Source organism: Paenilisteria riparia FSL S10-1204 (genome assembly GCF_000525995.1).
Taxonomy (GTDB): Bacteria; Bacillota; Bacilli; order Lactobacillales; family Listeriaceae; genus Listeria_A; species Listeria_A riparia.
Map to the genome: position 1 here is coordinate 290,944 of NZ_AODL01000007.1, position 24,930 is coordinate 315,873.

The following is a 24,930-nucleotide window of genomic DNA, read 5'->3' on the forward strand; positions in this document are numbered from 1 at the left end:
TTCACTGTTAACTGAAGGGAGCGAGACCATGTTGGCTATTTGTGAGTTTTTAACCGCATCACCGGATTTGGCAAAGGAGTATACAAAAAAAATTACCTTTCATGACAACGAAGTCATTCATAAATACGATTATGTAAAAAATAATCAATTCGTATTAATAGAAAAAGGTGTCGGAAAATTAGAATTTTACAGAAAAAGAAGATGGGAATTTGAGACTTTCATTGCACATGATGAATTCGCTGGAATTGAGAATTTGCTTAACTCAAAAAAATATGATTGCTCTATGAAATATAGGATTGTTGGTGCATCTGAGGGAACTGCTTTTTTAGTAAATAAAAACTTTTTTCTTGATCATATGTATGCTGACCCAACTATTTTTCATACCGTATTAGAGCACATTGCTTTGCGTCACGTTTTAACCTCTCATAATTTTCGTGAAAAGAAGTCACCTTTAAAGCAGCGGGTTGCTGATGTCCTAATAGAATTTGCAATTATTAATTCTCTACCAACCTTAGATAACCAAATCATTTTCCCCGATTATTTTTCTGAGTCTATGTTAGTTAGCGTACTTCGAGCTCCTTCTCATCATGTGTTCGCGATTTTGGAGTTTTTAGAGGAGCAACAAATAATAAGTAGATTCCCCCAATTTGAAATTAGGGATTTTGCACGGATGCAACGATTATCTAATCTTCATCTAGCGCTTCTTGAAAATTCTGTTGCACCTGTTATCTAATCTATCTCCTAAAATGTTTCTGAGATTGGCTACATTAGCTAATCTCAGAAACGTTTTTTTATTCTTCATGTTTCAGAATTGACCTGCCATTTAAAGGTTGTACTTTGCGATTATTACCGTCATAATACGTATTAAATGTTTCGATTTGTTGTTGTGATACCTCGACTGGTGTTGCCATCACATACCATTCTACATTTTCGGTAAGGGGCGGAGTGGTCAGTGAGCCAAGATAGTGGTAGTATGTGCGGTTGTCAGGTAACATGCTTGCTACATCAACGCTTTCTGCTGAAGGACTTTCTTGACCTTTTTTAATATGTTCTAAAACGGCCTGAAATCCTGGATTAGCTTTTCCTTCTTTAAAGAATACACCAATTACCGCTAAACGCCCCGCCTGTGATTGATTTACAAAATGAACTTCTAAAGGGTAGTATTCTCCGTCTAATGTGTGCTCACTTTTGGCATGGAAATGGAACTGTTTTAGCTCAAATTGGCGACCGTTGATTTCTGCTATCCCTTCATCGTTAACCTGTATGCTATGACCATTATCAACCTGATTTAGCACTTTATCATTGTAGTTTAAATCTAATGCACCCTCATCTTTCATAGGAACTGCCTTTGTAGTATCGATATTAATTGGTGATTGAAATTTTCCTGATTCTACCTTCCAATCTGATTGTTTACCATAGTCTAAGTGCTCCTCATGCTCACTAGATGTTGCTTTTTCTTCCTTTTTTTGTTCCGTATCACCACAGCCAGATAAGACAACACTAAAAGCTAGTAAGACTCCTATTAACATTGTTTTTTTCATATTTTTTCCTTTCTTTTTCACATTTTTTATAAATTTAGAATTTTTATAAAACAAAAATTTTAGTCGGCCATTCACCTCCTTATACAATAAATTATACATAACACACGCTTTCAGGTATGTAGATAAAATCCAAACATATTAATTTATTCAAGCTGTGTGATAGCGCTTTCTTAGCTGTTTATTCAAATTAAGATGTGCATCGATTTATGTATTAATATACAAAAAAATAATGCGCCTTCTAAATAGCTTACATTCTCATTTCTACTAAAATTAAGTAATGCACCAATCAAAAAAACCGCTAAGTTCTCTTAGCGGGCTCATGGTACACTGGCATACTATTGGCATTTCAATTTGCTTGTTGTAAATCAACTTCTTCAAATGTATTATTGCGACATGTTTCTAGGTTAAGATTTGATAATTTACCTAGCCTCACATAATCAATTACTTCAAACTCACATTCTCTAGTGATGATTTTTTCTTTTTCCAAAAATTTCAGTATCGACTGAATATGATGGATTGGAACCTTTAATGCGGAAGAAATAATTTCTTCGGAAAAAGGGAATGGTAGCGTTACGTGATTATTTTTAATTGGTAATGAAGCAAACATGATGAATTCCAATACAATATCGGCCAAGCGCTGTTTCAGAGGTGATTTTTTTTCACGAAAATTATGTGCCGTCATTATTTGGTGCAATGTTACGTTTTCAAGTACTTTGTGAAATAATGCTGGATTGGCATACATGTGATCCAGAAAAAATTCTTTATCTACTAATAACGCTTCGCCATCTGAAGCTGCAACAATTCGGTATTTTATATTCGTGCTAAAAAGTCGATTTTTTATTAAGTTCTCTATCCCACCAAATTCATCAATAGAAATAAAAGTTTCGAATTCCCAACGCCGCTTCCGATAGATTTCAATTCTAGCTACTCCATTTTTCATTAGTAAAAAATGATTATTCCTTGACCAGTCATACTGATAAATTATCTCGTTTTCACTAAAATGAATTGTTTCTGTAAATTCCTGTGCTAATCCTTGGGAAGTTGTCAAAAAGTCATACACCTCTAACATAATTTTCACTCCTCTTATTAGAACGCTACTCTATCACTTCTCTACTTCACTGTGAAAAAGCATTTATTACTTGTATTAGTATACACTTTCTCCTAGGCATATACATGTGAATAATATTACAAAAAGAATAAGGGAGCTTACACTTTCGTAAGGTACTGACATTTGATTCTTCTCCCTACCTCACTCATTTTCATTAGCTACCTCCTGATATCATGCTAATTAAAGGTAAATAAACGACTTACTAGTGTATTCTTATCAAAATACATAGTAAGTCGTTTATTACTCTATTAAAAGCATTTCGTAGTATTATTTAGCTTGTATAAAACCTACTGTTCCATCACTTACCGATCCATTTTCACCGAAAGCTTTAACAGTAAAGCTATCTCCCACTACTTGAAGAGCCTCAATACCATTTACATAAATCTTAAATGTCCCATCTTCATTCACTTGTCCATTTTTTAGTATTACTCCTGCTTTATCAAAAATAGATATTCTCTTCACTTGTTTACTTACAGTCCCTGTAACGTAACTCTGACTTACTCGATACGGATTAACGACTGGTGGTTCCAAACCTTTTACTACTCCGGTCACGGCTTCACTTGCTACATTGTTTCCATCCAACGCGCTAATTTCAAATGCTGCGCCCACTTGTTTCAATGCTACTACGTCGTTTACATAAATACTGTAAGTCCCATCTGCTGAAACGGCTGCTACACGGATAGCTACACCATTTACACTTAATCGCACTCTAGTAGCTCCTGCTGATGCTGTCCCTTTAACATAAGCTGAATTCAAATAGAAGTTATTCACAGTCGGTGCTATAAGTCCATGTGCCTCAATGATTCCCTGAGCTGGACTACTAATTGCGCCACTTGCATTGAAAGCTCTAACGGTAAAACTTTCTCCTGCAGTCTGGAAAACTTCTTGGTCCTCTACATAGATTTTAAACGTACGATCGGCATTAATTTGACCATATCGCAATAATTTTCCCGATTTATCGTATACTGCGATTCTTGAAACTCCCTCGGCTACCGATCCAGTCACATTTGTTTGGCCTACTTGATAGCGATTAAGTGTCGGTGCTAGAACAGATTTCACTTCACTTGTTGCTATTTCGCTTACTAAGTTATTATTATCTCGCGCGATAATGCTGAATGTTGCCCCTTCTTTTTGTAGAGTAGCTACATCATTTCCGTAAACGCTATATGATCCGTTTGCTGCCACATTGACAGATCTAATTTCTTTGTTGTCTACAATTAAAGCAATTTTTACTGCTTCAGCTGGGGCTGTTCCTCGAATATAGGCACTACCCACAAAATAATCATTAATTGTTGGAGCTGCCATGCCTTTAATAATGGTTACTTCCACTGGCTCACTCTCATCGCCTGCTTTAGATTGTGTAATCACGAGCTTGCTTCCTTCTGCTTGTTTTGAAATCGTTATTTCGAACTCGCCATTGTCGGTTGTTGTTGCTGTACCAATCTCTGTTCCGTTGTTCTTCACGCTAACTATCGACCCAGCAATACCTTTACCTGTCACTTTTGTGCTGTGTGAAGATAATTTGTTAATTTCTGTTACTTTTTCAATACCTTTCACAACGGTTGCCTCTACTGCCGCACTTTCACCTTCTGTATTTTGTTGTGTTAGTGTTAGTTTTGTTCCTTCTGCTTGCTTCGCGATAGGCGCTACGAAGTCACCATTAGCATCTACTTGGCCTGTGCCAATTTCGGTTCCATTTAATTTGATACTGACAGTTGCGCCGGCGCTACCTCTACCAGTTACTTTAGTGCTGTTCGTTGTGACTGTGCCAATGTTACTTAATTTGTCTAATCCTTTGACAGCGGTAAATTCTGTAGATATACTGCTTTGACCGTTTTTAGATTGCGTAATTACTAATTGTTGCGCGTCTAGTGCTTGTTCAATCGTCAGTTCAAAATTGCCATCCTTGTCTACAGTTGCTGTGCCTATTGCTTGCGCCCTTTTTATTGTTGCTTTTAAGTTGACGCTAATTGTTGCGCTTGGGCTTCCTTTACCAGTAATTTTTGTTTTCCCATCGGCAGCTACTGCGCGAACATCAGTTGGACTTCCTAAATGAATAGCATACCTAATACTATCTTTATATTGATTAAAAGCAAGTGCTGCTCGAACTTGAACTGCATTTCCTGCTACTAAAGCTGGAACGGTTGCGGACCACTCTCCTGTTAATGCATCTGCTTTTGTTGTAGCGGCGATGTTTGCTCCACCAGTCCATACTGTAATATCTGCTCCTGGATAGGCGGTCCCAGCAATCGTAGTCATTCCATCCGCTAATTCTGATGTTACTTCAGGTACTTCTTGTCCTACTGTTATTCTTTCTGGTTCACTTATATCCAAAACACCAATATTTTCTTCTTGCGTTACTAATAATCTAGTCCCTAATGCTTGTTTTGGAATAGTAACTTCATATTGACCGTCTTCGTTTGCTGTAGCATTTCCTAGTTCCTTTTGATTTCTGTCTTTAACACGTATTTGCGCGCCAGCTTTCCCGTATCCAGTTATCTTTGTATCTTTGTTTGATACGGCATTAACTAATGGACTGTCAATCCCTTGTTTAACAAATACAAAGTCCCAAGTGGACGGAAGTGTGTTCCCAGCGCGAACTACCGATTGCCTAACAGAAATGCTACTTCTCTGTGGTAATTGATTTATTGTTGCCTCGTAATTTCCTGTGGCATTTGCTACAACCTTTTCAGAGAAATACTGGCCGCCAGCATAGTAGCCAAATTCTACAGTTGCTCCTGGAATAGCACCTTCTCCATAAACTTTCGTACTGTTCGTTGTTACTGGCTTTACTTTGTTTGCATCGATAGGCGGTGTGATTACTCCAACATCCTGTGAGTCATACGGTGAACCATCCTGTTGGAAAGAAATGCGCAACGCATCTGATATTTCTAATTCCGTAACGTCTATTCCCCAGTTCCCCTCACTGTCTGCTGTAGTTGAGTGCGTTTCTGTAATGGATCCTGCATGAAATCTATAATGTGTTATTGATATAGTCGCTCCTGGCCGAGCTACTCCTGAAACATGTGTGCTCTTGTAATAAATGCCTTTTGTATTCGCTGCGATTTGTGGTTGAATTTCAGCTAAACTGGAAGCTCCTTCGTCTCCAAAAGTTGGAGTTACAGGCAAGCTACCAGTAATTTCAGCTGCCGCCACTTTTTTATTTCCTGAAAATTCCGTAAAATCAGCTTCGGATATAACAGCTAATCCTGCAGCCAATGACAATGCTGCGATTTGTTTTCTTTTTTTCATACCTTAAATCTCCTTTATTAGTGAACTACTTTTTTATACGGTGAAACAATTCGAGTGACATTTCTGATTACCTACTGTGTTTTTCTTAAGAATGGATATTGTCCCTATAAGTTATGTGACTTAACCAGTATGATTTTTTTCTGTTTTGCACCTCTAGTTGTTTATATCTTAATTATACGTGTGATTGTAAAATTAGTATGTAGATAAATTTAATACATTCTTTCAAAAACAAATGTATAAGAGAACGCTTACATGATATATTTTGCTTTTATTGGATAGCTGGGCAGAAAAATTTTTTTCATTCAGTATTTGTTTGGCTAATCCTTCATTTTGAAAGCGCTATCTTTTTCTACCCCTGCTTGAAAGTCTCTTCTTCCATCTGTGCTCGATAGACCTTTGGTGAGAGGCCAGTGTATTTCTTAAATAGCCTTGAAAAATAATATGCGTCTTCATAGCCTACTTTTTTGGCGATTTCGTAGATTTTTAGGTCGGTCATTTTCATATATTTACAAGCTTGGTCGATTTTTAGGTGGATGAGGAATTCGATGGGTGATTGTCGCGTGTATTTTTTGAAAATGTTGCTTAGGTAGCTTTGGGATATTTTTAAGTGATGCGCGAGTTGTTTTAGCGTGAGTTCTTGATTGATGTTTTCGTTCATGTAGCGGATGCATTTGGATAAGTATTGATTTTGTTTGTCGAAGGAAACTTTGTCTTCTAATAGGTAGGTTTCAGCGAGAATGAGGGATAGAAGTTTGGAAATGACGATGAAATGATGCTGGCTGAATTCTTTTTCTGAGATTTGGAGTAAGTTGATGAAATGGGATTGTAGTAAATGCTTTTTTTCTGGGGAGGAAATGGTGATTTTGTCGTCGGCAAATAAATCCATCATGTCGCTTACAAAATGAACCCAGATGATGGACCATGGGTTATCAGATAAGGCATAGTAACGGTGTGGTGTTTTGGCGGGAATACAGAAAATTTCACCGGCGTTTAGTTGGATAATTTTATTGTGCAATAGTTCGATGACGCCGCTTCCTTCCATACAATAGATAAAAATATTTTCATCGATGCCTTCCATCCTTTCGCGATAGTGGTATTTGGCAGATGGGTATAGACCTAGTTCAGTTATGTAAGTGCCGTTGATTAGTGGGTGTTTAGTGTAATCGGTTTCATTTCTAATTGGTAGGGCAATGTATTTCTCATCTTTGAAGCCATCTTTTTTCTTCATTTAGAACGCCTCGCTTTCTTTTTCATTATATCAAATAAAGTAAAATAGTCCATCAATGGCATAATTTTCGCTATGTTTAATCGCATGGATTCGCTGTATTCTTGAATTATTACATGTGGATTGGAGTGTTGAATAATGAAAACAGTGCGTGTCTGGGAAGAGGAAATTGTGATTCCAACGTATGAAGCTTCGGCACCGGATAAGAACCCGCTCTTTTTTGAAAAACGGGTGTATCAAGGAAGTAGCGGCAAAGTATATCCGCTTCCTGTGACGGAGAAGATTGCGGATGATAAGGTGGACAAGACGTATAAGGCGGTTTATTTGGAAAATGAGTATTTGAAAGTGATGCTTTTACCGGAGCTTGGTGGACGGATTCAGCGGGCAACGGATAAGACGAATAATTATGATTTTGTCTATTATAATCATGTGATTAAGCCTGCGCTTGTTGGGCTCGCGGGGCCTTGGATTTCTGGGGGCATTGAGTTTAATTGGCCGCAACATCATCGTCCTAGTACGTTTATGCCAGTGGAGTACACGATTGTTACGAATGAGGACGGGAGTAAGACGGTTTGGACGAGCGAGATTGATCAAATGTATGGTTCGAAGGGATCGGCTGGTTTTACGCTTTATCCGGACAAGGCGTATATTGAGATTACGGGGAAAGTGTATAATCGGACGGATATTCCACAGACGTTTCTTTGGTGGGCGAATCCGGCGGTGCCTGTGAATGATCATACGATATCTATTTTTCCGCCGGATGTGCATGCTGTGATGGATCACGGGAAACGAGCTGTTTCTAGCTTTCCGATTGCGACGGGGACATATTATAAGTTTGATTATTCGGAAGGTGTGGATATTTCGATGTATAAGAATATCCAAGTTCCGACGTCGTACATGGCGCACCATTCGGATTATGATTTTATCGGGAATTATGATGAACAAAAGCAGGCAGGACTCCTACATATCGCGGATCATCATGTGTCACCTGGTAAGAAGCAGTGGACTTGGGGAAACGGCGATTTCGGACGGGCATGGGATCGGAATTTAACGGATGATGACGGGCCTTATATTGAGTTGATGACGGGAGTTTTCACGGATAATCAGCCGGACTTCACTTGGTTAAAGCCCTATGAGGAGAAGACTTTTCAGCAGTATTTCATGCCTTATAAGGGCGTTGGTCGGGTGAAAAATGCGACGGTGGATGCTTCGGTGAATTTAGAGAGTGACGGGAAATCGACGACGCTTACGATTTATGCTTCTGCGGTTTTTATAGGGGCTCAAATTATGTTAACTGCGGGGCCAAAAACGATTTTTGCGGATAGTGTAGACCTTTCGCCTGATTTGTTTTATCATAAGGTTTTGGATGTTGCGGGCGATGACTTGACTGTTCGTGTTTGCGATGCGAATGGGCAGTTGTTGGTGAATTATGCGCTGAAGGAAGAGGAGTTGCAGCCATTGCCGGAGCCTGCGGAAGCGCTTGTGTCCCCTACTGACATGAAGACGACGGAGGAATTGTTCTTGGCAGCGCTGCACATTGAGCAATATCGCCATGCGACGCTAGATGCGGAACAATATTATTTGGAAGGTTTAAGACGTGATGCGAAGGATATTCGGTTAAACAATGGGTATGGGATGTTCTTGTATCGTCGTGGGTTGTTTGCGCAAGCTAGAGATTATTTCCAGAATGCAGTGGACACACTGACTTGGAAAAGTCCGAATCCTTATTACGGCGAACCGCTCTTCAACCTTGGTTTGGCTTATGTGAAGCTCGGTGATGAGGAGAAGGCGTATGATGCGTTTTATAAGGCGACTTGGAATGATGATACGCAAGCTGCGGCGTTTTATCAGTTGGCTTGTATTGCGAGTCGCAGAGCGGATTGGGATGGTGCGCTGGCTTTTGTCCAACGGGCGATTGTGAAGAATCAGCATCATTTGAAGGCGCGCGTGCTTGAGGTTTATATTTCGAGGCGGCTGAATCTTGCTGTGGCACCACTTGTAGCGGCTAATTTGGCCATTGATGCGCTTGATTTAGGGAGTTTGTTTGAAGCGGCAAAATTGAATGCGGCAGCAAAACCTGCTTGGCAATCGGCAATGCGGGATTCCTTGAATAATTATTTGGAGTTATCGCTTGATTATGCGTCGTTCGGAGATCGGCAGTCAGCGATGGAAATTTTACAGGAATGTCCTGTAGCGAGTCCTTTGAAATATTATTACCTGGCTTATATGGCGCCAAAACACGCGGATCAGTTAGCTTGGATTGAGGAGGCGGAGAAGACTTCACCAGATTATTGCTTCCCAAATAAATTGGATGAAATTTTGATTTTGCAACGGGTTATTGCACTTTGTCCTGAGGCGAGTTTTGCGAAATATTATCTTGGTAATTTGTATTATGATAAGCGACAATATGTGGATGCGGTCGCGCTTTGGGAAAGTAGTGCGAAGCTTAATCCTGATTTCCCGACGGTTCATCGGAACTTGGCGTTTGCTTACTATAATAAACAACAGAATGCGATGAAGGCGCTTCAAAGTATTGAGAAGGCTTGTGCGCTTGATTCTAATGACGGTCGACTGCTCTTAGAACGCGATCAACTGACAGCGAGCCAGAGCACATCGGTTGCGGATCGGTTGGCGGCGCTGCAAGATAATATGGTGACTACGGAAACGCGTGACGATTTATTTATTACGTATATTTCGCTTCTGAATACGCGTGGCGTTTATGAAACGGCGCTTGATCTACTGCTAAATCGGAAGTTTCATCCGTGGGAAGGCGGCGAAGGCAAGGTTAGCGGACAGTATTTGTACGCGTTGATTGAACTTGCAAAACAAAAAATCGACTCCGCGCCACAAGATGCAGTTGCATTGTTGGAACGAACTTTTGCGTATCCTGAGAATTTGGGTGAAGGTAAATTGGCAAATGTTCGTGATACGATTAGCTATTATTATTTAGCGCTAGCATATAGAAAACTTGGGCAGGAGGAACAAGCCATGTCCTCGTTCTTGCAAGCAACACAAGGAAATTTCGAACCTGAGAGTGTATTGTATTATAATGATCAGCCGGCGGATACGATTTTGTATCAAGGGTGGGCTCATGCAGCGTTAGGTAATGCAGCGGCGGCGAAGTCTTGTTTCCATAAGCTCGTGAGTTATGGTGAGAAGCTTTTATTTGATACAGTTGCTTATGATTATTTCGCGGTTTCAATGCCGAATACGGTTGTTTTTGATGATGATATTCAGTTGAATAACACGATTTACTGCCAGTATTTGATGGCACTTGGCAATATTGGGCTTGGGAATACTGAAAAAGCACGCGAGTTGTTGGAAGGGATTTTAGTCATTCGCCCAGATCATCAAGGCGCAATTAGACACCTATCATTTTGTTAAATCCATGAGGAACGGCGTTAGTTCGCCTTCCTTTTTTTGAAAGGGGAATTTCATTGAGAATGTATCAGTTGGAAAATGCTAACGGGGTTTCTATGCGTTTTATGAACTATGGTGCGGCCGTTATTGCGATTGAAATACCTGATTTTCGTGGGAAGATGGATAATATTATTTTGAGTTTGCCGACATTGCAAGATTATACGAAAGCAAAAACCTATCTTGGTGCGACTATCGGGCGTGTTGCTGGGCGTATTCGAGGCGGCGAATGGACTTTTCCACTTGAAAAAAATGAGGGCGAAAACCATTGCCATGGTGGTACAATCGGATTTGAATCTCGTTTCTGGGACGGCGAGCCATTCCAAGAAGAAACGCGTGTTGGTGTTCGTTTTACGTATCATAGCCCTGCTTTTGAAAATGGCTATCCTGGGAATTTAACGGCGACGGTTTGTCATAGTTTAGATTATGAAAATAATTGGCGCATCACGTACACGGCTACAACGGATGCTACCACTTTGTTTAATCCAACAAATCATGTGTATTTTAATTTGGCTGCAAATAAGGAAAATACGATTCATAATCACACGCTCATGATTCAAAGCGACGCCTACCTTCCCTTAACCGCTGAACATTTACCAACAGGCGCAATCAAAAATGTCCAAAACTCACCATTTGACTTGCGAACTGCGACTCCGTTACAAACAATTCTTGCAAGTAGTCATCGAGATATTCAGCAGTCACAAGGACTAAATCACCCCTTCATTCTGAATAAGCGACAACATCCAGACGCAATACTCACGCATCCAGGTACAGGCCGGCAAGTCCGCATCACAACTACAGCGCCAGCAGTTATCGCGTATACAGGCAATCATTTCAATCAAGACTTCACCCTATCCACAAGTCAAAAAGTAACAAGATATGCTGGCATCGCCTTAGAAGCACAACAACTTCCCGATGCGATTCATCATCCTAACTTCGGAAATATTATTTTGCAGCCAGATCAGCCCTTTTATTCCGAAACAACGTATCAATTTAGCCTAAAGTAGAAAATAATCCATCTTTCTAGCAACATAATCTATTTGAAAAAAACGGCTATTTACCTATAATTAGCTTATCAAATAGCTATTTAACACCGAATAAGTAAGCGCTTTCCGAAATTATAAGTAGAGAGGACGAATAATCAATGAAAACACACAGAACAAGAATTTTAGCCGTTTTTTTCACTATCCTTTTAGCAGTTGGGCTGGCGGGTTGCGGATCTTCTGGATCTGATAAAGCCTCGTCATCAGGAAAAACCGAGATTACTCTGGCGCTTTGGGATGCAAACCAGAAACCCGCCATGGAAGAAATGTCAAAAGCATTCATGAAAGAAAATCCTGACATTAAAGTCAACGTCGAGCTAACACCATGGGATCAATACTGGACAAAATTACAAGCAGCGGCAACTGGTGGAAATATGGCAGACGTTTTTTGGATGTCTCCAGAACAAATTTTCACATATGCACAAGGTGATGCGTTACTCGATTTAAATGACAAGATTAAAACGGACAAGTTCGACATGACGAAATATCCGAAGAATTTAGTTGATGCGCTAAAAGTAGACGATAAACAACTCGCCATTCCAAAAGACAATAGTACCGTTGCGCTTTGGTATAACAAAGATTTGTTTGACAAAGCTGGGGTATCATATCCTGATGACACGTGGACATGGGATACTTGGATGGATGCCGCGAAGAAACTGACCAACAAAAAAGCTGGGGTTTACGGTATGCTAGCGCCGAACAATGGGCAGAATTTCACTTACAATTTAATTTATCAAAACGGTTCTGATTTCTTCACTAAAGATGGCAAGAAGAGCCTTTATGATTCGCCAAAAACAATCGAAGCTGTCGAATACGGTACTGAATTTATCAAAAACGGCTACTCCCCTTCTATCGCCGGCTTTAGTAACACAACACCAGATCAATATTTCGAATCTGGTAAGGCTGCAATGGTTACGGCGGGTTCTTGGATGAACAGTGAATATTTAGCTGTTGATGGACTAAATGTTGGTGTTGCGCCAATGCCGAAGAAAGCAGATCATGGCACAATTTCAGCAGGCATGGGCTATTCTATCGCTGCTAAAACAAAAAATCCAGATGCTGCTTGGAAATTCGTACAATACATGGGTGGTAAAGATGCCAACTTAATTCAATCGAAATCCGGTGCTGCAATCTCTGCTTATGATGGCACACAACAGCCATATGTCGATAAATTCCCATCGATTGACGCACAAGTATTTGTGGATGCTGCGAAATATGGCCATTCGTCTTACATGGTTCCGAGTCGTGCAGACTGGTTAAGCATGGAAGAAGACATGATGATTAATATTTTCTCCGGCCAAATCAGTGCGAAGAAAGGCTGTACAGAACTAGCAAAACAAATCAACGACGTCATCGCTAACCAAAAATAAGTTTTTCAAAGACGCTTGGAGTTCTTATTTTTAGGACTCTGAGCGTTGTATATTTGGGAAACGACATATCTAAGGGAGTGAAGCTTGATGAAAGAAACATCTTTGAAATCGTGGCAACGAAATAAGCAAATCTGGGCTTTTATTTTTATTGCTCCGACTTTGCTACTCATACTCATTTTAAATGTCTGGCCGATTGTTCAAACATTGTATTACAGCTTCAACACGATTAAAGGGCTTGGCGAACCTGTCTGGAATGGCATTGCCAACTACACAACGGCTTTCCATGACAAAGAACTTGGGCGCGCGCTCATCAACACGATGATTTTCACCGTCGTTACCGTTCCTGTTGGCACCTTCTTATCACTACTCACAGCCGTTCTACTCAACTCCAAAATTAAAGCCAAATCCTTTTTCCGGGTCGTGTATTTCATTCCCGTCATTTCGGCGCCTGTCGCAGTTTCGATGGTTTGGAAATGGCTTTATAACTCGGAATATGGGCTGATTAACTATTTGTTATCGTTGATTGGTATTAACGGACCTGACTGGCTTGGTGATCCTAAATTTGCGCTGACGTCGATTATGATTGTCGGCATTTGGTCACTCGTTGGTTACAATATGGTTATTTTGTTAGGCGGATTGCAAGATATTCCAAAAACTTTTTATGAAGCTGCGGAAATGGATGGTGCTGGACCTGTGAAGCAATTTTTCACAATTACGATTCCGCTTCTTTCCCCGACTCTATTTTTCGTTGTTATTACAACGTTTATTGGTGCACTTCAAGTATTTGATTACATTTTGATGATGATTAGCCGGTACAGTCCTTCGATCAAGTCGACTGAATCGATTGTATATCTTTTTTACCAATACACATTTGCGAATAATAATAAGGGCTATGGCGCGACAATCGCTATTATTCTGCTCGTAATTATTCTCGTCATCACGCTGATTCAAATGAAACTACAGAAAAAATGGGTGCACTACAAATAAGGAGGGGCAAAAATCATGCCTAAAAAAAGAATTGCAACGAGTCATATTTTCATTTATATACTGCTCGGAATTGGCGCCATCGTTATGATTGTCCCGTTTCTATGGAGTATTTTAACGTCATTTAAAACATTATCGGAATCGCTGGAATTTCCACCGAAATTATTCCCAGCTGACTGGAGCTTCAAAAACTATACCGATGTTTGGCACGCTTTGCCGTTTCCGTATTTCTTTTGGAATACCTTTGTGATGATTGCCGTTCGGGTCGTTGTCTCCACTGCACTGTGCGCGCTCGCTGGTTTTGCTTTTGCGCGAATTCGCTTTAAGGGGAGTAATATTTTGTTCTTATTAGTCTTGTTGCCAATGATGATTCCTGGACAAGTGTACATTTTACCGCAATACTTGCTCGTCTCGGACATGGGGCTTGCAAACACTGTCACCGCGCTTATTATTCCGGGGATTGCCAGTGCATTTGGGACATTCTTGATGCGCCAGTTCTTCATGAGCGTTCCCGACGAACTGGAAGAAGCTGCAACACTCGATGGCTGTAACACCGTACAAATTTTCTTCAAAATCATGCTTCCTCTTGCAAAAGCACCACTGACATCGCTTGCCATTTTCACATCTCTATTTGCTTGGAAAGACTTGATGTGGCCACTGATTGTCAACATGTCACCTGAAAAAATGCCATTGTCATCTGGTTTGGCATTACTTCAAGGACAATACACAACGAACTATCCGCAACTCATGGCGGGATCTGTTATCGCAACGATTCCGATGGTGATTCTGTTCATCATTTTCCAAAAAAAATTCGTACAAGGGGTCGCTTCTACAGGGTCCAAAAATTAAAAAGGAGGCGCAGCAATGCCGATTATTTTTCACGAGGAAACAGGACAATTTCATTTATTTAATAAGGATGTAAGTTATGTGATGGAGCTTAAGGAGCAGTTCTTGGTTCATGCTTATTGGGGGGAGCGGATTCGGAGTTTCACGCAGTCGGATACGTATCCGAAGAAAGACCGTTCTTCTTTCTCGCCAAACCCTTATCGCACAAATGATGCGACTTTTTCGCTCGATAATGTGTTACAAGAGTTCCCTGGATTTGATTCGGGGGATTACCGGGAGCCAGCGTTTGAGATGACGTATTCGGATGGGACGAAGGCGACGCAATTTCAATATGCCAGCCATACGATTTATAGCGGGAAGAAGCGTTTAGATGGTTTGCCTGCGACGTATGTTATGGAGGATGATGAGGCGGAAACACTGGAAATCACACTCGCAGATAATATCCGCGGCATCCACGCGACGCTAAGCTATACGATTTATCGGGATCGTTCTGCCATCACAAAATCCGTGCAATACCAAAACATGTCGGAACACACGATTCAATTAAACCGCGCGCTCTCTAGTTGTGTTGACTTTGATGATGCGGCGTTCGACTTATTGCAACTCCCAGGCGCATGGGCTCGCGAAAAACAAATCGTGAAAACACCACTCGCGATGGGCATCCATGTTTTAGACAGCAAACGCGGCGCCAGCAGCACCCATCAGCAACCCTTCATCGCCCTTCTTCGCAAAAATACGACCGAGCATCATGGCGATGTGTACGGTTTCCACTTTGTATATAGTGGCAATTTTACGATCCGTACGGAGGTAGACACATTTTCGCAGACACGCGTTCTAGTTGGAATGAATTCGCATAATTTTGGTTGGCAACTAGAGCCGAATGCCATTTTCCAAACGCCAGAAGTTGTATTAGTGTATGCCAAAAATGGCTTGAATGACATGTCGCACACGTTCCATTCGCTGTATACCGAACGATTGGCGCGCGGCGAACATAAATTGCAGGAGCGTCCTGTTTTAATTAATAACTGGGAAAGCACTTACTTCCAATTCGACGAGCAGAAGTTATTACATCTAGCAGACGGGGCAAAAGCACTTGGTGCAGAGCTTTTCGTGTTGGATGATGGCTGGTTTGAAGCGCGAAATGACGATACTACATCACTTGGAGATTGGGTCGCAGATTGCAAGAAATTACCGTCAGGGCTCGCCAACCTTTCTTCTCAAATTCATGAACGCGGCTTGAAATTCGGCCTATGGTTCGAGCCAGAAATGATTTCAGAGCAAAGCCAACTTTTCCAAGCGCATCCGGATTGGCATATTCACGTGAACGGCTACCCTACTTCGCTTGGACGCAACCAACTCGTACTTGATTTTAGCCGGCAGGAAGTGCGCACAGAAATTGTTCGTCAGATGACGGAAATCCTTGATGCGGTGCCGATTGATTACATTAAATGGGACATGAATCGCAATATGACAGAGATTGGCTCGCGTGACCTAACACCGCAACAGCAAATGGAACTCCCACATCGCTACATGCTCGGCTTATACGAAGTCATCGACTATTTAACCGAACGCTATCCCCATATTCTTTTTGAAAACTGTTCTGGCGGTGGTGGGCGCTTTGATCCAGGTATGGCTTACTATATGCCACAAAGCTGGGCTAGCGATAACACGGATGCCATCGAACGTATCAAAATTCAATACGGCACTAGTTTGATTTTCCCTCCAGTGATGATTTGTGCACAATTATCGGAAATCCCGAACCATCAAGTCGGACGCATCACGCCGCTACAAACCCGTGCTAATGTTGCTATGAGCGCGAATTTTGGTATTATGCTCGATTTAAATAAAGAAAGTCAGGAAACATTGGACGCTGTACAACAAGACATCACTTGGTATAAAAAGCACCGTCAGCTCATCCAATTTGGTCGCTTTTCACGACTGATTAGCCCTTACGAAAGTAATTTTGCAAGTTGGAGTTTCACTGCATCAAATCAAGAAGAGTCCCTCGTTTTCTTTTTCAAAATTCTTGGGGCGGCATCAGAGCCTTTCTTGCGCTTGCAGTTGCGTGATTTAAATCCAGAGTACATGTACGCAATCGGTGACACAACCTACTCTGGCGAAGAATTAATGAAATTCGGGCTTTATTTAAACCCAGACATGTCAGGTGATTTCCAAAGCAAAGTCCTCCACCTTAAACGTCTGGTTACAAAAATGTAATGATAGCAAGCGATTTTGTCACCCAATTCCATGGCTAGCGAATGTGATTCTATCATATACTTAGGACAACAAGTTACGAAAGGATGTTGTTCATTATGAAAGATCAAAAAATATTAAACGCACTTAGCTACTTCAGCCTATTTTTCGCACCGATTCTCGTACCACTTGCTATTTGGATTTTCAGCGCTACAGAAAACACGAAACATCACGCAAAGGTCGCTTTATTAACACATATTATCCCTGCAATTGGAGGTTTTGCCTCTTTATTTTTAGTAAGCTTCGTTGGTATTAGCACAAACAGTTCAAATGTAACTGGCATTGTGGGACTTGGCTTAATGGTTGCTATCGGAATTATGATTGTCATCTTAGCAGTTTTCAACATTGTTCGTGGTATTCAAGCCCTTGTCGCCAAAGAAGATAATCCACTCTTTAACACAATTGACTAAACCAAGATGCGAAACCTCCCCGTTTTTATGATATAATATGTGTGGAAATGGGGGGAATGCATCATGCGTTTTATCTTTGCTTATCTAACTGTATTTATATTTGGTATTCTAGCAGTAATCGGAATGGAAGCAATTATGTACGGTGAAATGACGTATCAGCTTGTTTTTGCAGCAATTCTCTTTGCAGCACCGCTCATACTTGTTGGTACTACTATAGCCGAAATGTTTTACGGTTTCAGCCAAAATGCGACCGCTAAACGTTTCATTCTTTGGGGCTTTGTTTTCGGTGTTGCTGCGACAGTCGTGATTACGAGTATTTTACAACTTGTTAGTACGCTCATGATTATCACGATTTCACTACTCGGTGGCCTTATTAGCGCGTTTCTTTCATGGGTTTTCTTCGTCATCCGGGGCGGTCATAAAGAAAGCGGCAAAGCAGCGACCAAAACATCCACAAAATAATAAAACGCTCAAAATCAAATTTCCCGATTTTGAGCGTTTTATTATCTATTCCTCTTCTTCCACATGTTGAATCAACTGCAGACGAACCGTTTCAAGCTTATGTCCATAAAAGTCTTCCTCGAACTTATCCCACTCAACAAATCCGCGTGCTTTATAGAACGCCAGTGCATTCGTATTTTCCTTCTCCACATTAACAAATAACGGTAATGGTAAAGCGAACAACTTAATACCTTCGTCCAAAAGCTGCGTACCATAACCTTTATGTTTCATACCTGGCACCAAATAAAAGGCCGCCAGTTCACTTTTTCGTTTTTCTAGCTCGATAAAATTGGCAAAACCAATCACATCATTATTTTGCTCCAACACGGCAAATGGCGTCGCTGAAACACGCGTTTTTAACGTCTCCAAATTATAAAACATTTCCAAAAACCGATCCTGTACTTCGCGCGGAATGATTTTTTCGTAGGTATCATGCCACGATTTTGTAGCGATGCTTTGAATAGCTTCAATATCATCTAGCGTTCCTTTTCTAATTTGAACTGTCATCTGTGATTTCCCCCTTCATCCTTGTAGGTTACCACTTAGTATACCCTATTTGGATGCATTTAGTCACATAGAAGCTAGCGCTAACATTTCTGATTCTTCCACTACAAAGCGATTTACATAGGAATCCATACACCCGCAAAATTCTACTTCCATCAAGCCTTCATATAAAAAATCATGTGGCTGTAGGAAATGCAATGCTGTATCCCCAACCACATAAATATTTGCAACTTCTAGCACATGCCCAACAAACTGCGAACAAAAAAATTCATTTTCCACAGAAAAGTCGAGACGTAATACTAACCCTAGAATCCCCCAAAAATTATATCGGTAATTATCAATTGTAAACCAGAACCAATCCAATTCCTGCTGAATCCGAGCGTGTTGTTCTGCTGTGATTTCATAGCTGAGAATGGCGGTGGCGGATTTCTCCAACACACCGCTTCGCACATCCTCTTTAATAAATCCACCATTCAAAAAGTTTCGCTTACCAATCCGTCCAAAACTATAAACTTCCGACAAATCCTCCGTCAAGCTAATCGATACATGATTGAATGGTTGGCGTGTATATTTTTGAATAAGCTTCCCCGGAATCGTTGTTGTTTTTGTTAAAATGACATACACTTTCATCACATTACAGCTCCTACTTAGTGCTCGACTTGGATATTACCTGAAGAAGTTCGAACTTTGATAACACGATCTGAACTTGGTTTAGAATTAGGCACCTTAACATCGCCAGAATTACTGCGCAAATCAAGGAATCCATCAAAAGTACTTGGAATTTCTATCGATACGTCACCAGAATCCGCATTTACCGCTACATTCGCCTTTACATCAAGGAATGACAAATCGGTTTCCCCAGAACTGTTTGTTACTGTAACTCCGTCCGACAAATCGGATAGATCAATATCCCCTGAATTATTCTCTGCTTTCACAACGCCCTCTACCTGTTCACCGTCAATACTTCCCGAACTATTTTTGAGCATAGCCGTATTTACTTTCACTTGTTTCACTTCGATGTCTCCTGAATTTGACGACACGTTCAAGTTATCGCCCTTCATTCCTAAAACATCACTTTCTCCAGAACTATTCGTCACATCCACATTTCCTATCATACTGCGCAATTCAATGTCTCCCGAATTATTCTTAGCCTTAATCGATTTCGCCTTTAAATCAGCGGCTTCAATGCTTCCAGAACTGCTTGTTAGCATCACATTATCCGCAACAACGCCTTGTACCTTCAAGTCACTCGAATTCAGGTTGCTTTCTAGCTGAGACAATTTCGCATCTTTCGTTAAGTAAATCGTCACTTGTTGCTTACCGTAAATCTCAAAATCAAGAAAACTCATCCATTCCTGCTTGTTCTCCACATTAATCGTCAAGCTATCTTGATTTTCCTTCACACTGTCATCTAGTCGCTTAATCGTATCTTTTGAGAGACTTCCGCTCATCGTCACATAGTTTTTCCCGTTCGTACTTTCTGCAACACTCACTTGCAAGTCTTCATCACCCATCAATTTAATCAGCGAAATATCGCCGTCAGCAAGCTTCCATTCACGATTATACGCCGTTCCTCGATCCACCACATTGTTACTATTAAACGTAAATGCAAACCCAATGCCACCGATGACAAGAAGAATCGCACCAATAATAAGTAATTTTACTTTATTTTTAAACATGCTTTCTCTCTCCCTTCATCAAATGAATATTGAATTGCGTGTACCCAACAGTCGTAAGAAGCATCACCTTCACAAGCCACATCGTCAATACGACAAAAATGAAACCAAGTCCAAGCGAAGCAATCACTGCGAACAACTTATATAGTACAAACGAATGATTCACTACCACGTCCAAAATAAAGGCAACAGGCGTCAAGAAAAAACCAAGCGCTGAAGCCGCGACTCCCGCAACTACTCCCCAAAAGGAAAGCAATAGCGAGTAGACCACGATATTCGGAATCAACATCGCTAAGAAAACACCAAATTGTCCAGCCGCGCCACGCTTCTTCATTGGCGCTGGTCTTGGCACATAATACGTTTCCTCAACAGGCGCTTCCCCGCGTCCTGCTAAGATATCTCGCGCAATCTCATCTGGACTGCCAAGATCAAATACGATTTCCTGTTCCGACTTGCCACTAGCTGCACCCGCTGCAAAATGCTCCTCATAATCCGCTAAGATTTCAAATCTTTCCTCAGGTTCAAGACCTGCTAATTTTACTCCTAATTCATTTAGAAACTGGTTCTTATCCAATGTTCTCTCCCCCTTCATTAAACAATCGATTCACACTCGACACAAAATCTTTCCATTCAAACATCAATTCATTCATATAAATTTCACCTTTGAACGTTAGTTGATAGTATTTTCGCGATGGGCCTTCTGTTGATTCTTTCAAATACGTATCACAATATCCCTCTTTAACAAGCCGACGTAAAACCGGATAAATCGCACCTTCCGCCACTTCTACATATTGCGAAACATGTTGCGCCAGCTCATATCCATATTGATCTTTCTTCTGAATAAGGAAAAGGCAGCATAATTCCAGAACACCTTTTTTAAATTGAACATTCACTTCCATGCCGAACCCTCCACTTCTAATTGTTAAAATTTCAGTACTGAACATTAATCACTACCTGTTATACATACTATATCACGCACTACTAATTAATGCAAGGTAGTGTTAATAAAAAAATAGTATTGCCATTTTTAAAAGTTAATGTTAACCTAATATCATATTAAGTTAACAAAGGGGAATGATCATGCGAAATGAAAAATTAAAACAACTTATTATTAACGCGCTATTTGCCGTTATCATCGCGATTCTAGCACAAGTAACCATCCCAATCGGACCAATTCCACTCACTGGACAAACACTTGCCGTCGGACTCGCCGCAACTATTTTATCTCCTCGAAATGCTACTATTTCCGTTGCTGTCTATATCGTTCTCGGCGCAATCGGTATCCCTGTTTTCGCAGGAATGACTGCAGGGCTTGGCATCCTGTTCGGGCCGACTGGCGGTTTTATCATTGGTTTTCTTTTCAACGCGTACATTACAGCATTCATTATTGAAAAAACCGATTTCCGACTTAGTTATGCTATTTTAGCCAACATCATCGGTGCTATGGTGACATTACTATTTGGTGCTGCATGGCTTAAATTTGGTGCTGGAATGCCTTGGAACACTGCATTTATGGCTGGTTTTGTCCCATTCATCATTCCTGGAATCTTGAAAGCGACACTTGCTGCCCTGCTTGGAATAACGATTCGCAAGCGGCTAGTTACTGCAAAGCTCATCTAAATTTTCCAAAATCAAGGGAAATCGTTATACAAACCCCTCCAGCTTCGATATAATAAAGGAGATAATCTGTGAGAAAAGGGGAACATACTAATGACTTTATATGATTACAATAATCTGAAAAAAAAGTTTTGACACTGATAAAATGCTTGCCACATTATTAGAGTCAAACGAAGCAACATCGCCTTATACGGAGCTTACGTACCGCCGCAATGAGGTTATCATGGAAGAAGGGACAGATAATCAACACTTCTATAGTCGTAAAAAAAGGAATGGTCGCCATGTCTAAAGGAACAATCAGAGACGATTCCATTCTAACTTTTTCTGGGCCAAATGATATTCTTGGCTTTCTAAGCATTCTTGAAAATGCCGTATCACCTATTTCCTACACAGCAATTAGTGAAGTCACCTTGTTACGTTTCGATCGTCAATATGTTATCGATAAAATTACCTTTGGTCAAGAAAGCTTCTGGTATGCTTACTTCTTCTATTTGAATTTCACACAGCCGATTCTTATTCGTGAATCTCTTTCTAATCTACCGTCCGACAAAAAAATTCTAGCTGGCCTAGTTATTGTAGCCGAGCGCTTTGGTCGCGCTGAACCTGATGGCTCATACTTAATCCCATATTATTTTACACAAAAAGTAATTGGAAAGTACTTAAACCTGGCCCGTGCTTACGTTGCAACGAACCTTCGCAAACTAGAACAAGAAGGACTTATTTCTCTTTCACCAAAACCTTGGAAAATCCATGACATGGCAGCCGTGAAAGAAATGTTGAATATGAAATATACGGATTTGTACTCTATTACTAAAAAATAAATTTTCATAGAAAATGGAAGCTGGATTTATCACTTGCCAATCATGATTTGGTATGTGATAAATCCGGCTTTATTTATAGTTTTGCAAAAAGGTCAACACCAATGACCAATTTCTACATATTTCCTTTTTTTAACTAAATCCGAACTAATTTATCAATAGGTTGCGTTTTCTTTTTGGAAATCCCTACAAATAAGTAATGACAATTATCCTTGTTTTTAGTATAATGAACTTATTACACATAAAGGGGAGAATTTTTAAATGGCTAACAAAACTACAAAATTAGCATGTGGCTTGCTTGCATGCGGACTAACACTGTCTTTAACAACACCAGTATTCGCGGAAGAGACACAAACACCAACTACACTTGATGGGGCTACAACACAAGAAACGAATACAGATGCAACACCAGCAACCACTACTACAAGCTCAGTTACACCTAAGACAGATACTACTTTCACAAGAAATGCAACCGTTATACCTGCTGATTTTGTGACAATAACAGATACGACGAACGGCCCTGCACTGGCATTCAAATCCGGAGCAGAAGCTACAACAACTGCTGCTGGAACATTCACGACAACTATTATTGCAACATTTGCTGACGCGACAACACAAGAAATTACAGTGAACTATACAGTAACAGAACCTATTGCTAAACCAACTGTGGCAACAGATGCAGCACTTGGCACAGCTAAGACAGGTGTAACAACAGAAATAAACGTAGCAGTAAAAGATCCAAGCAAATTCGTAACAGCAGCAAGCGGCGTAACACTATCTTTCGCTAAAGCTCCTGTCGTTAACCGCTTAGGCGCACAAACAGCAACAGTGATAGCAACAAACGGCACAACAACAGAAAACATCACTGCAACATACACGGTAGTTGATACAACAAAACCAGTTATCACAGCCGATGAAAATGATTTCTATATAGGTATCGACGAGGAATGGACCGCAGATGAACTTGTTACCGCAACAGATAACTCTGGCTTTGTAAAAGTGTACTTCGAAAACGGTAAGAAATTTTTAGACACAGCTACTGAAGGCTCCCATACAACCGTTGTCGTGGCAGAAGATGCAAGCGGAAATACATCAAGCGTAACCCTTTCTTATGAAGTAATTGGTGATGATGTATACTTCTTTGACGCGCCAGTTGTAGACGTAAACAAAACGACAGCAACAGACGTTTATGGAAAAGCAGAACCAAATACTGCTGTTTTCATCATTTCAGAAGATGGTCAAACTTTGTTAAGTATGACTGATGCTGATGCAAATGGCAACTTCCATTCCAAACTTGAAACACCACTAGTTAAAGGACAAACGATATATTTAATCAGCATGGATGAAGAAACTGGCGAAATGAGTGATGTTGCCGAATTCACCTTCCAAGGCGGTAAGCTACAAGTAGCACCCGTTGAAAATACGAAGAAACCAGCTGTTGTGAACACTGTCCAAAAAGTTGATTCAGCACCAGCTACTAAAACACCAACACCACCAACAACTATCAAAGAGCTACCACAAACTGGCGACAATAGCGCAACTGGAATCGTATTTGCTGGATTAACTATCTCCGCACTTGCAGCATTCTACTTGAGAAAACGTAGCTAGCATTTAAAAAAAGAGAAATCCATTTCGTGGATTTCTCTTTTTTATGTTTATTTTACTTTACCAACAAAGAAGAACGTTGCAATACAGTTAATCCCTTGAACGATAAAGAATGTACCCACGAGAAGCACGATACCAATTGCACCAACGATTGGATTGAACAACGATATGAAGCCAAGAATAATACCAAGAATCCCTAATGCTAAAATCCAACCCCAACCTTCAACGTTTTCTCCTTTAGCAGCAAATGCACCGATTGTGCGCATAATTCCTGCGAACAACACCCACATACCGAAAACAAGTACTAAAGTAACCGTTCCTTCTAATTGATCGGCTAATAATAAAATACCTAATAATACCGATAAGATTCCTTCTGCTAAAATCCAGCCCGATACTTTCTGTCCTCCACGGTTAGAGAAGTACGAAATGATTTGGAATACCCCAACAACTAACATTAAGATTCCGATGAAAAATGTGAATGAAAGTAAAGAAATTCCTGGGTGGAACACAAACCAGATTCCTAAACAAATCATTGCAATACCAGCTAGTAAAACTAATATGCGAGTAAATGTCTTCATGCTATGTAACACTTCCTTTTTTTATTTTTAGAACTTTTTAAGCCCTGTTGTACATTTTACCCCTTTTTACTTTAATAAAACACTATTTTTATTGTATATTAGATTTTTTTTTCTGCTTTTAGACACAAATAATCATAATTTAGCGTAAATAGGCCTCATATGAGTCAAATATATGTGTTTTT

23 protein-coding genes are annotated in these 24,930 nt (G+C 40.4%); 13 read left to right on the top strand and 10 right to left on the bottom strand.

The window, feature by feature from the left end:
- The first annotated feature begins 28 nt into the window (after positions 1-28).
- Positions 29-733 (top strand): Crp/Fnr family transcriptional regulator, encoded by a 705-nt coding sequence (locus PRIP_RS06210; RefSeq protein WP_036100171.1) that lies wholly within the window; start codon positions 29-31, stop codon positions 731-733.
- 58 nt (positions 734-791) lie between these two features.
- Here the strand turns inward: PRIP_RS06210 and PRIP_RS06215 are convergent, their stop codons facing one another.
- The 4 genes from PRIP_RS06215 to PRIP_RS06230 all read right to left on the bottom strand — a co-directional run bounded on the left by PRIP_RS06215 (position 792) and on the right by PRIP_RS06230 (position 7,129).
- Complete coding sequence (locus PRIP_RS06215) at positions 792-1,640, bottom strand: carbonic anhydrase (RefSeq protein WP_241434097.1); 849 nt, start codon at positions 1,638-1,640, stop codon at positions 792-794.
- A gap of 247 nt (positions 1,641-1,887) precedes the next feature.
- Positions 1,888-2,610, bottom strand: coding sequence for a cyclic nucleotide-binding domain-containing protein (locus tag PRIP_RS06220; protein WP_036100172.1), 723 nt, complete (start codon positions 2,608-2,610; stop codon positions 1,888-1,890).
- A 306-nt stretch (positions 2,611-2,916) separates the two neighbouring features.
- Positions 2,917-5,901 (bottom strand): Ig-like domain-containing protein, encoded by a 2,985-nt coding sequence (locus PRIP_RS06225; RefSeq protein WP_036100174.1) that lies wholly within the window; start codon positions 5,899-5,901, stop codon positions 2,917-2,919.
- A 349-nt stretch (positions 5,902-6,250) separates the two neighbouring features.
- Positions 6,251-7,129: a helix-turn-helix transcriptional regulator gene (locus PRIP_RS06230; RefSeq protein ID WP_036100176.1), complete on the bottom strand. Its 879-nt coding sequence runs from the start codon at positions 7,127-7,129 to the stop codon at positions 6,251-6,253.
- Positions 7,130-7,264: 135 nt separating this feature from the next.
- On the opposite strand from PRIP_RS06230, the gene PRIP_RS06235 reads away from it, so the two are divergent.
- The 8 genes from PRIP_RS06235 (at position 7,265) to PRIP_RS06270 (ending at position 17,911) form a co-directional block, all read left to right on the top strand.
- The gene (locus PRIP_RS06235) at positions 7,265-10,510 is read left to right on the top strand and encodes a tetratricopeptide repeat protein (protein ID WP_036100177.1); all 3,246 of its coding nucleotides are present in this window, start codon (positions 7,265-7,267) and stop codon (positions 10,508-10,510) included.
- Positions 10,511-10,563: 53 nt separating this feature from the next.
- Positions 10,564-11,550 carry an aldose epimerase family protein gene (locus PRIP_RS06240; RefSeq protein WP_149023772.1) on the top strand — a complete coding sequence of 329 codons (987 nt, stop codon included), beginning with the start codon at positions 10,564-10,566 and terminating at the stop codon, positions 11,548-11,550.
- A gap of 137 nt (positions 11,551-11,687) precedes the next feature.
- Positions 11,688-12,956 (top strand): extracellular solute-binding protein, encoded by a 1,269-nt coding sequence (locus PRIP_RS06245; RefSeq protein ID WP_036100179.1) that lies wholly within the window; start codon positions 11,688-11,690, stop codon positions 12,954-12,956.
- 87 nt (positions 12,957-13,043) lie between these two features.
- Positions 13,044-13,943: a carbohydrate ABC transporter permease gene (locus tag PRIP_RS06250; RefSeq protein WP_036100180.1), complete on the top strand. Its 900-nt coding sequence runs from the start codon at positions 13,044-13,046 to the stop codon at positions 13,941-13,943.
- 15 nt (positions 13,944-13,958) lie between these two features.
- Complete coding sequence (locus tag PRIP_RS06255) at positions 13,959-14,789, top strand: carbohydrate ABC transporter permease (RefSeq protein WP_036100181.1); 831 nt, start codon at positions 13,959-13,961, stop codon at positions 14,787-14,789.
- 15 nt (positions 14,790-14,804) lie between these two features.
- Positions 14,805-17,003, top strand: coding sequence for an alpha-galactosidase (locus PRIP_RS06260; RefSeq protein ID WP_036100182.1), 2,199 nt, complete (start codon positions 14,805-14,807; stop codon positions 17,001-17,003).
- 95 nt (positions 17,004-17,098) lie between these two features.
- A complete protein-coding gene (locus PRIP_RS06265; RefSeq protein WP_036100184.1) occupies positions 17,099-17,449 on the top strand; it encodes a magnetosome magnetite crystal formation protein family in 351 nt (116 codons plus the stop codon).
- A gap of 63 nt (positions 17,450-17,512) precedes the next feature.
- A complete protein-coding gene (locus PRIP_RS06270; protein WP_036100185.1) occupies positions 17,513-17,911 on the top strand; it encodes a hypothetical protein in 399 nt (132 codons plus the stop codon).
- 45 nt (positions 17,912-17,956) lie between these two features.
- Here the strand turns inward: PRIP_RS06270 and PRIP_RS06275 are convergent, their stop codons facing one another.
- The 5 genes from PRIP_RS06275 to PRIP_RS06295 form a co-directional block, all read right to left on the bottom strand.
- Positions 17,957-18,457, bottom strand: a complete 501-nt coding sequence (locus PRIP_RS06275) for a GNAT family N-acetyltransferase (protein WP_036100187.1) — start codon at positions 18,455-18,457, stop codon at positions 17,957-17,959.
- 63 nt (positions 18,458-18,520) lie between these two features.
- Complete coding sequence (locus PRIP_RS06280; RefSeq protein WP_052008760.1) at positions 18,521-19,084, bottom strand: hypothetical protein; 564 nt, start codon at positions 19,082-19,084, stop codon at positions 18,521-18,523.
- Positions 19,085-19,101: 17 nt separating this feature from the next.
- Positions 19,102-20,133 (bottom strand): DUF4097 family beta strand repeat-containing protein, encoded by a 1,032-nt coding sequence (locus PRIP_RS06285; RefSeq protein WP_036100188.1) that lies wholly within the window; start codon positions 20,131-20,133, stop codon positions 19,102-19,104.
- Positions 20,126-20,704 (bottom strand): HAAS signaling domain-containing protein, encoded by a 579-nt coding sequence (locus tag PRIP_RS16210; protein ID WP_052008761.1) that lies wholly within the window; start codon positions 20,702-20,704, stop codon positions 20,126-20,128. Before PRIP_RS16210 ends, PRIP_RS06285 begins: the two co-directional genes overlap by 8 nt.
- Positions 20,697-21,029, bottom strand: a complete 333-nt coding sequence (locus PRIP_RS06295; RefSeq protein ID WP_036100190.1) for a PadR family transcriptional regulator — start codon at positions 21,027-21,029, stop codon at positions 20,697-20,699. Before PRIP_RS06295 ends, PRIP_RS16210 begins: the two co-directional genes overlap by 8 nt.
- Positions 21,030-21,210: 181 nt before the next feature.
- On the opposite strand from PRIP_RS06295, the gene PRIP_RS06300 reads away from it, so the two are divergent.
- From PRIP_RS06300 to PRIP_RS06310, 4 genes are all read left to right on the top strand, one after another.
- Positions 21,211-21,750 carry a biotin transporter BioY gene (locus tag PRIP_RS06300; protein WP_036100191.1) on the top strand — a complete coding sequence of 180 codons (540 nt, stop codon included), beginning with the start codon at positions 21,211-21,213 and terminating at the stop codon, positions 21,748-21,750.
- Between the two features lie 142 nt (positions 21,751-21,892).
- Positions 21,893-22,036 carry a hypothetical protein gene (locus PRIP_RS18210; RefSeq protein WP_420912109.1) on the top strand — a complete coding sequence of 48 codons (144 nt, stop codon included), beginning with the start codon at positions 21,893-21,895 and terminating at the stop codon, positions 22,034-22,036.
- Positions 22,029-22,568: a Crp/Fnr family transcriptional regulator gene (locus PRIP_RS06305; protein WP_420912110.1), complete on the top strand. Its 540-nt coding sequence runs from the start codon at positions 22,029-22,031 to the stop codon at positions 22,566-22,568. Before PRIP_RS18210 ends, PRIP_RS06305 begins: the two co-directional genes overlap by 8 nt.
- Before the next feature lie 258 nt (positions 22,569-22,826).
- Positions 22,827-24,173 carry an LPXTG cell wall anchor domain-containing protein gene (locus tag PRIP_RS06310; RefSeq protein WP_052008762.1) on the top strand — a complete coding sequence of 449 codons (1,347 nt, stop codon included), beginning with the start codon at positions 22,827-22,829 and terminating at the stop codon, positions 24,171-24,173.
- 47 nt (positions 24,174-24,220) lie between these two features.
- Here the strand turns inward: PRIP_RS06310 and PRIP_RS06315 are convergent, their stop codons facing one another.
- Complete coding sequence (locus PRIP_RS06315; protein ID WP_036100193.1) at positions 24,221-24,748, bottom strand: HdeD family acid-resistance protein; 528 nt, start codon at positions 24,746-24,748, stop codon at positions 24,221-24,223.
- Positions 24,749-24,930: the final 182 nt, after the last annotated feature.

Coding starts and splice junctions, on each gene's coding strand:
- PRIP_RS06255 (WP_036100181.1), top strand. CDS start 13,959: ATGCCTAAAAAAAGAATTGCAACGAGTCATATTTTCATTTATATACTG.
- PRIP_RS06300 (WP_036100191.1), top strand. CDS start 21,211: ATGCGAAATGAAAAATTAAAACAACTTATTATTAACGCGCTATTTGCC.
- PRIP_RS06215 (WP_241434097.1), bottom strand. CDS start 1,640: ATGTATAATTTATTGTATAAGGAGGTGAATGGCCGACTAAAATTTTTG.
- PRIP_RS06305 (WP_420912110.1), top strand. CDS start 22,029: ATGTCTAAAGGAACAATCAGAGACGATTCCATTCTAACTTTTTCTGGG.
- PRIP_RS06245 (WP_036100179.1), top strand. CDS start 11,688: ATGAAAACACACAGAACAAGAATTTTAGCCGTTTTTTTCACTATCCTT.
- PRIP_RS06265 (WP_036100184.1), top strand. CDS start 17,099: ATGAAAGATCAAAAAATATTAAACGCACTTAGCTACTTCAGCCTATTT.
- PRIP_RS06285 (WP_036100188.1), bottom strand. CDS start 20,133: ATGTTTAAAAATAAAGTAAAATTACTTATTATTGGTGCGATTCTTCTT.
- PRIP_RS06310 (WP_052008762.1), top strand. CDS start 22,827: ATGGCTAACAAAACTACAAAATTAGCATGTGGCTTGCTTGCATGCGGA.
- PRIP_RS06270 (WP_036100185.1), top strand. CDS start 17,513: ATGCGTTTTATCTTTGCTTATCTAACTGTATTTATATTTGGTATTCTA.
- PRIP_RS06250 (WP_036100180.1), top strand. CDS start 13,044: ATGAAAGAAACATCTTTGAAATCGTGGCAACGAAATAAGCAAATCTGG.
- PRIP_RS06230 (WP_036100176.1), bottom strand. CDS start 7,129: ATGAAGAAAAAAGATGGCTTCAAAGATGAGAAATACATTGCCCTACCA.
- PRIP_RS18210 (WP_420912109.1), top strand. CDS start 21,893: ATGCTTGCCACATTATTAGAGTCAAACGAAGCAACATCGCCTTATACG.
- PRIP_RS06280 (WP_052008760.1), bottom strand. CDS start 19,084: ATGAAAGTGTATGTCATTTTAACAAAAACAACAACGATTCCGGGGAAG.
- PRIP_RS06260 (WP_036100182.1), top strand. CDS start 14,805: ATGCCGATTATTTTTCACGAGGAAACAGGACAATTTCATTTATTTAAT.
- PRIP_RS06235 (WP_036100177.1), top strand. CDS start 7,265: ATGAAAACAGTGCGTGTCTGGGAAGAGGAAATTGTGATTCCAACGTAT.
- PRIP_RS06295 (WP_036100190.1), bottom strand. CDS start 21,029: ATGGAAGTGAATGTTCAATTTAAAAAAGGTGTTCTGGAATTATGCTGC.
- PRIP_RS06220 (WP_036100172.1), bottom strand. CDS start 2,610: ATGTTAGAGGTGTATGACTTTTTGACAACTTCCCAAGGATTAGCACAG.
- PRIP_RS06275 (WP_036100187.1), bottom strand. CDS start 18,457: ATGACAGTTCAAATTAGAAAAGGAACGCTAGATGATATTGAAGCTATT.
- PRIP_RS06225 (WP_036100174.1), bottom strand. CDS start 5,901: ATGAAAAAAAGAAAACAAATCGCAGCATTGTCATTGGCTGCAGGATTA.
- PRIP_RS06315 (WP_036100193.1), bottom strand. CDS start 24,748: ATGAAGACATTTACTCGCATATTAGTTTTACTAGCTGGTATTGCAATG.
- PRIP_RS06210 (WP_036100171.1), top strand. CDS start 29: ATGTTGGCTATTTGTGAGTTTTTAACCGCATCACCGGATTTGGCAAAG.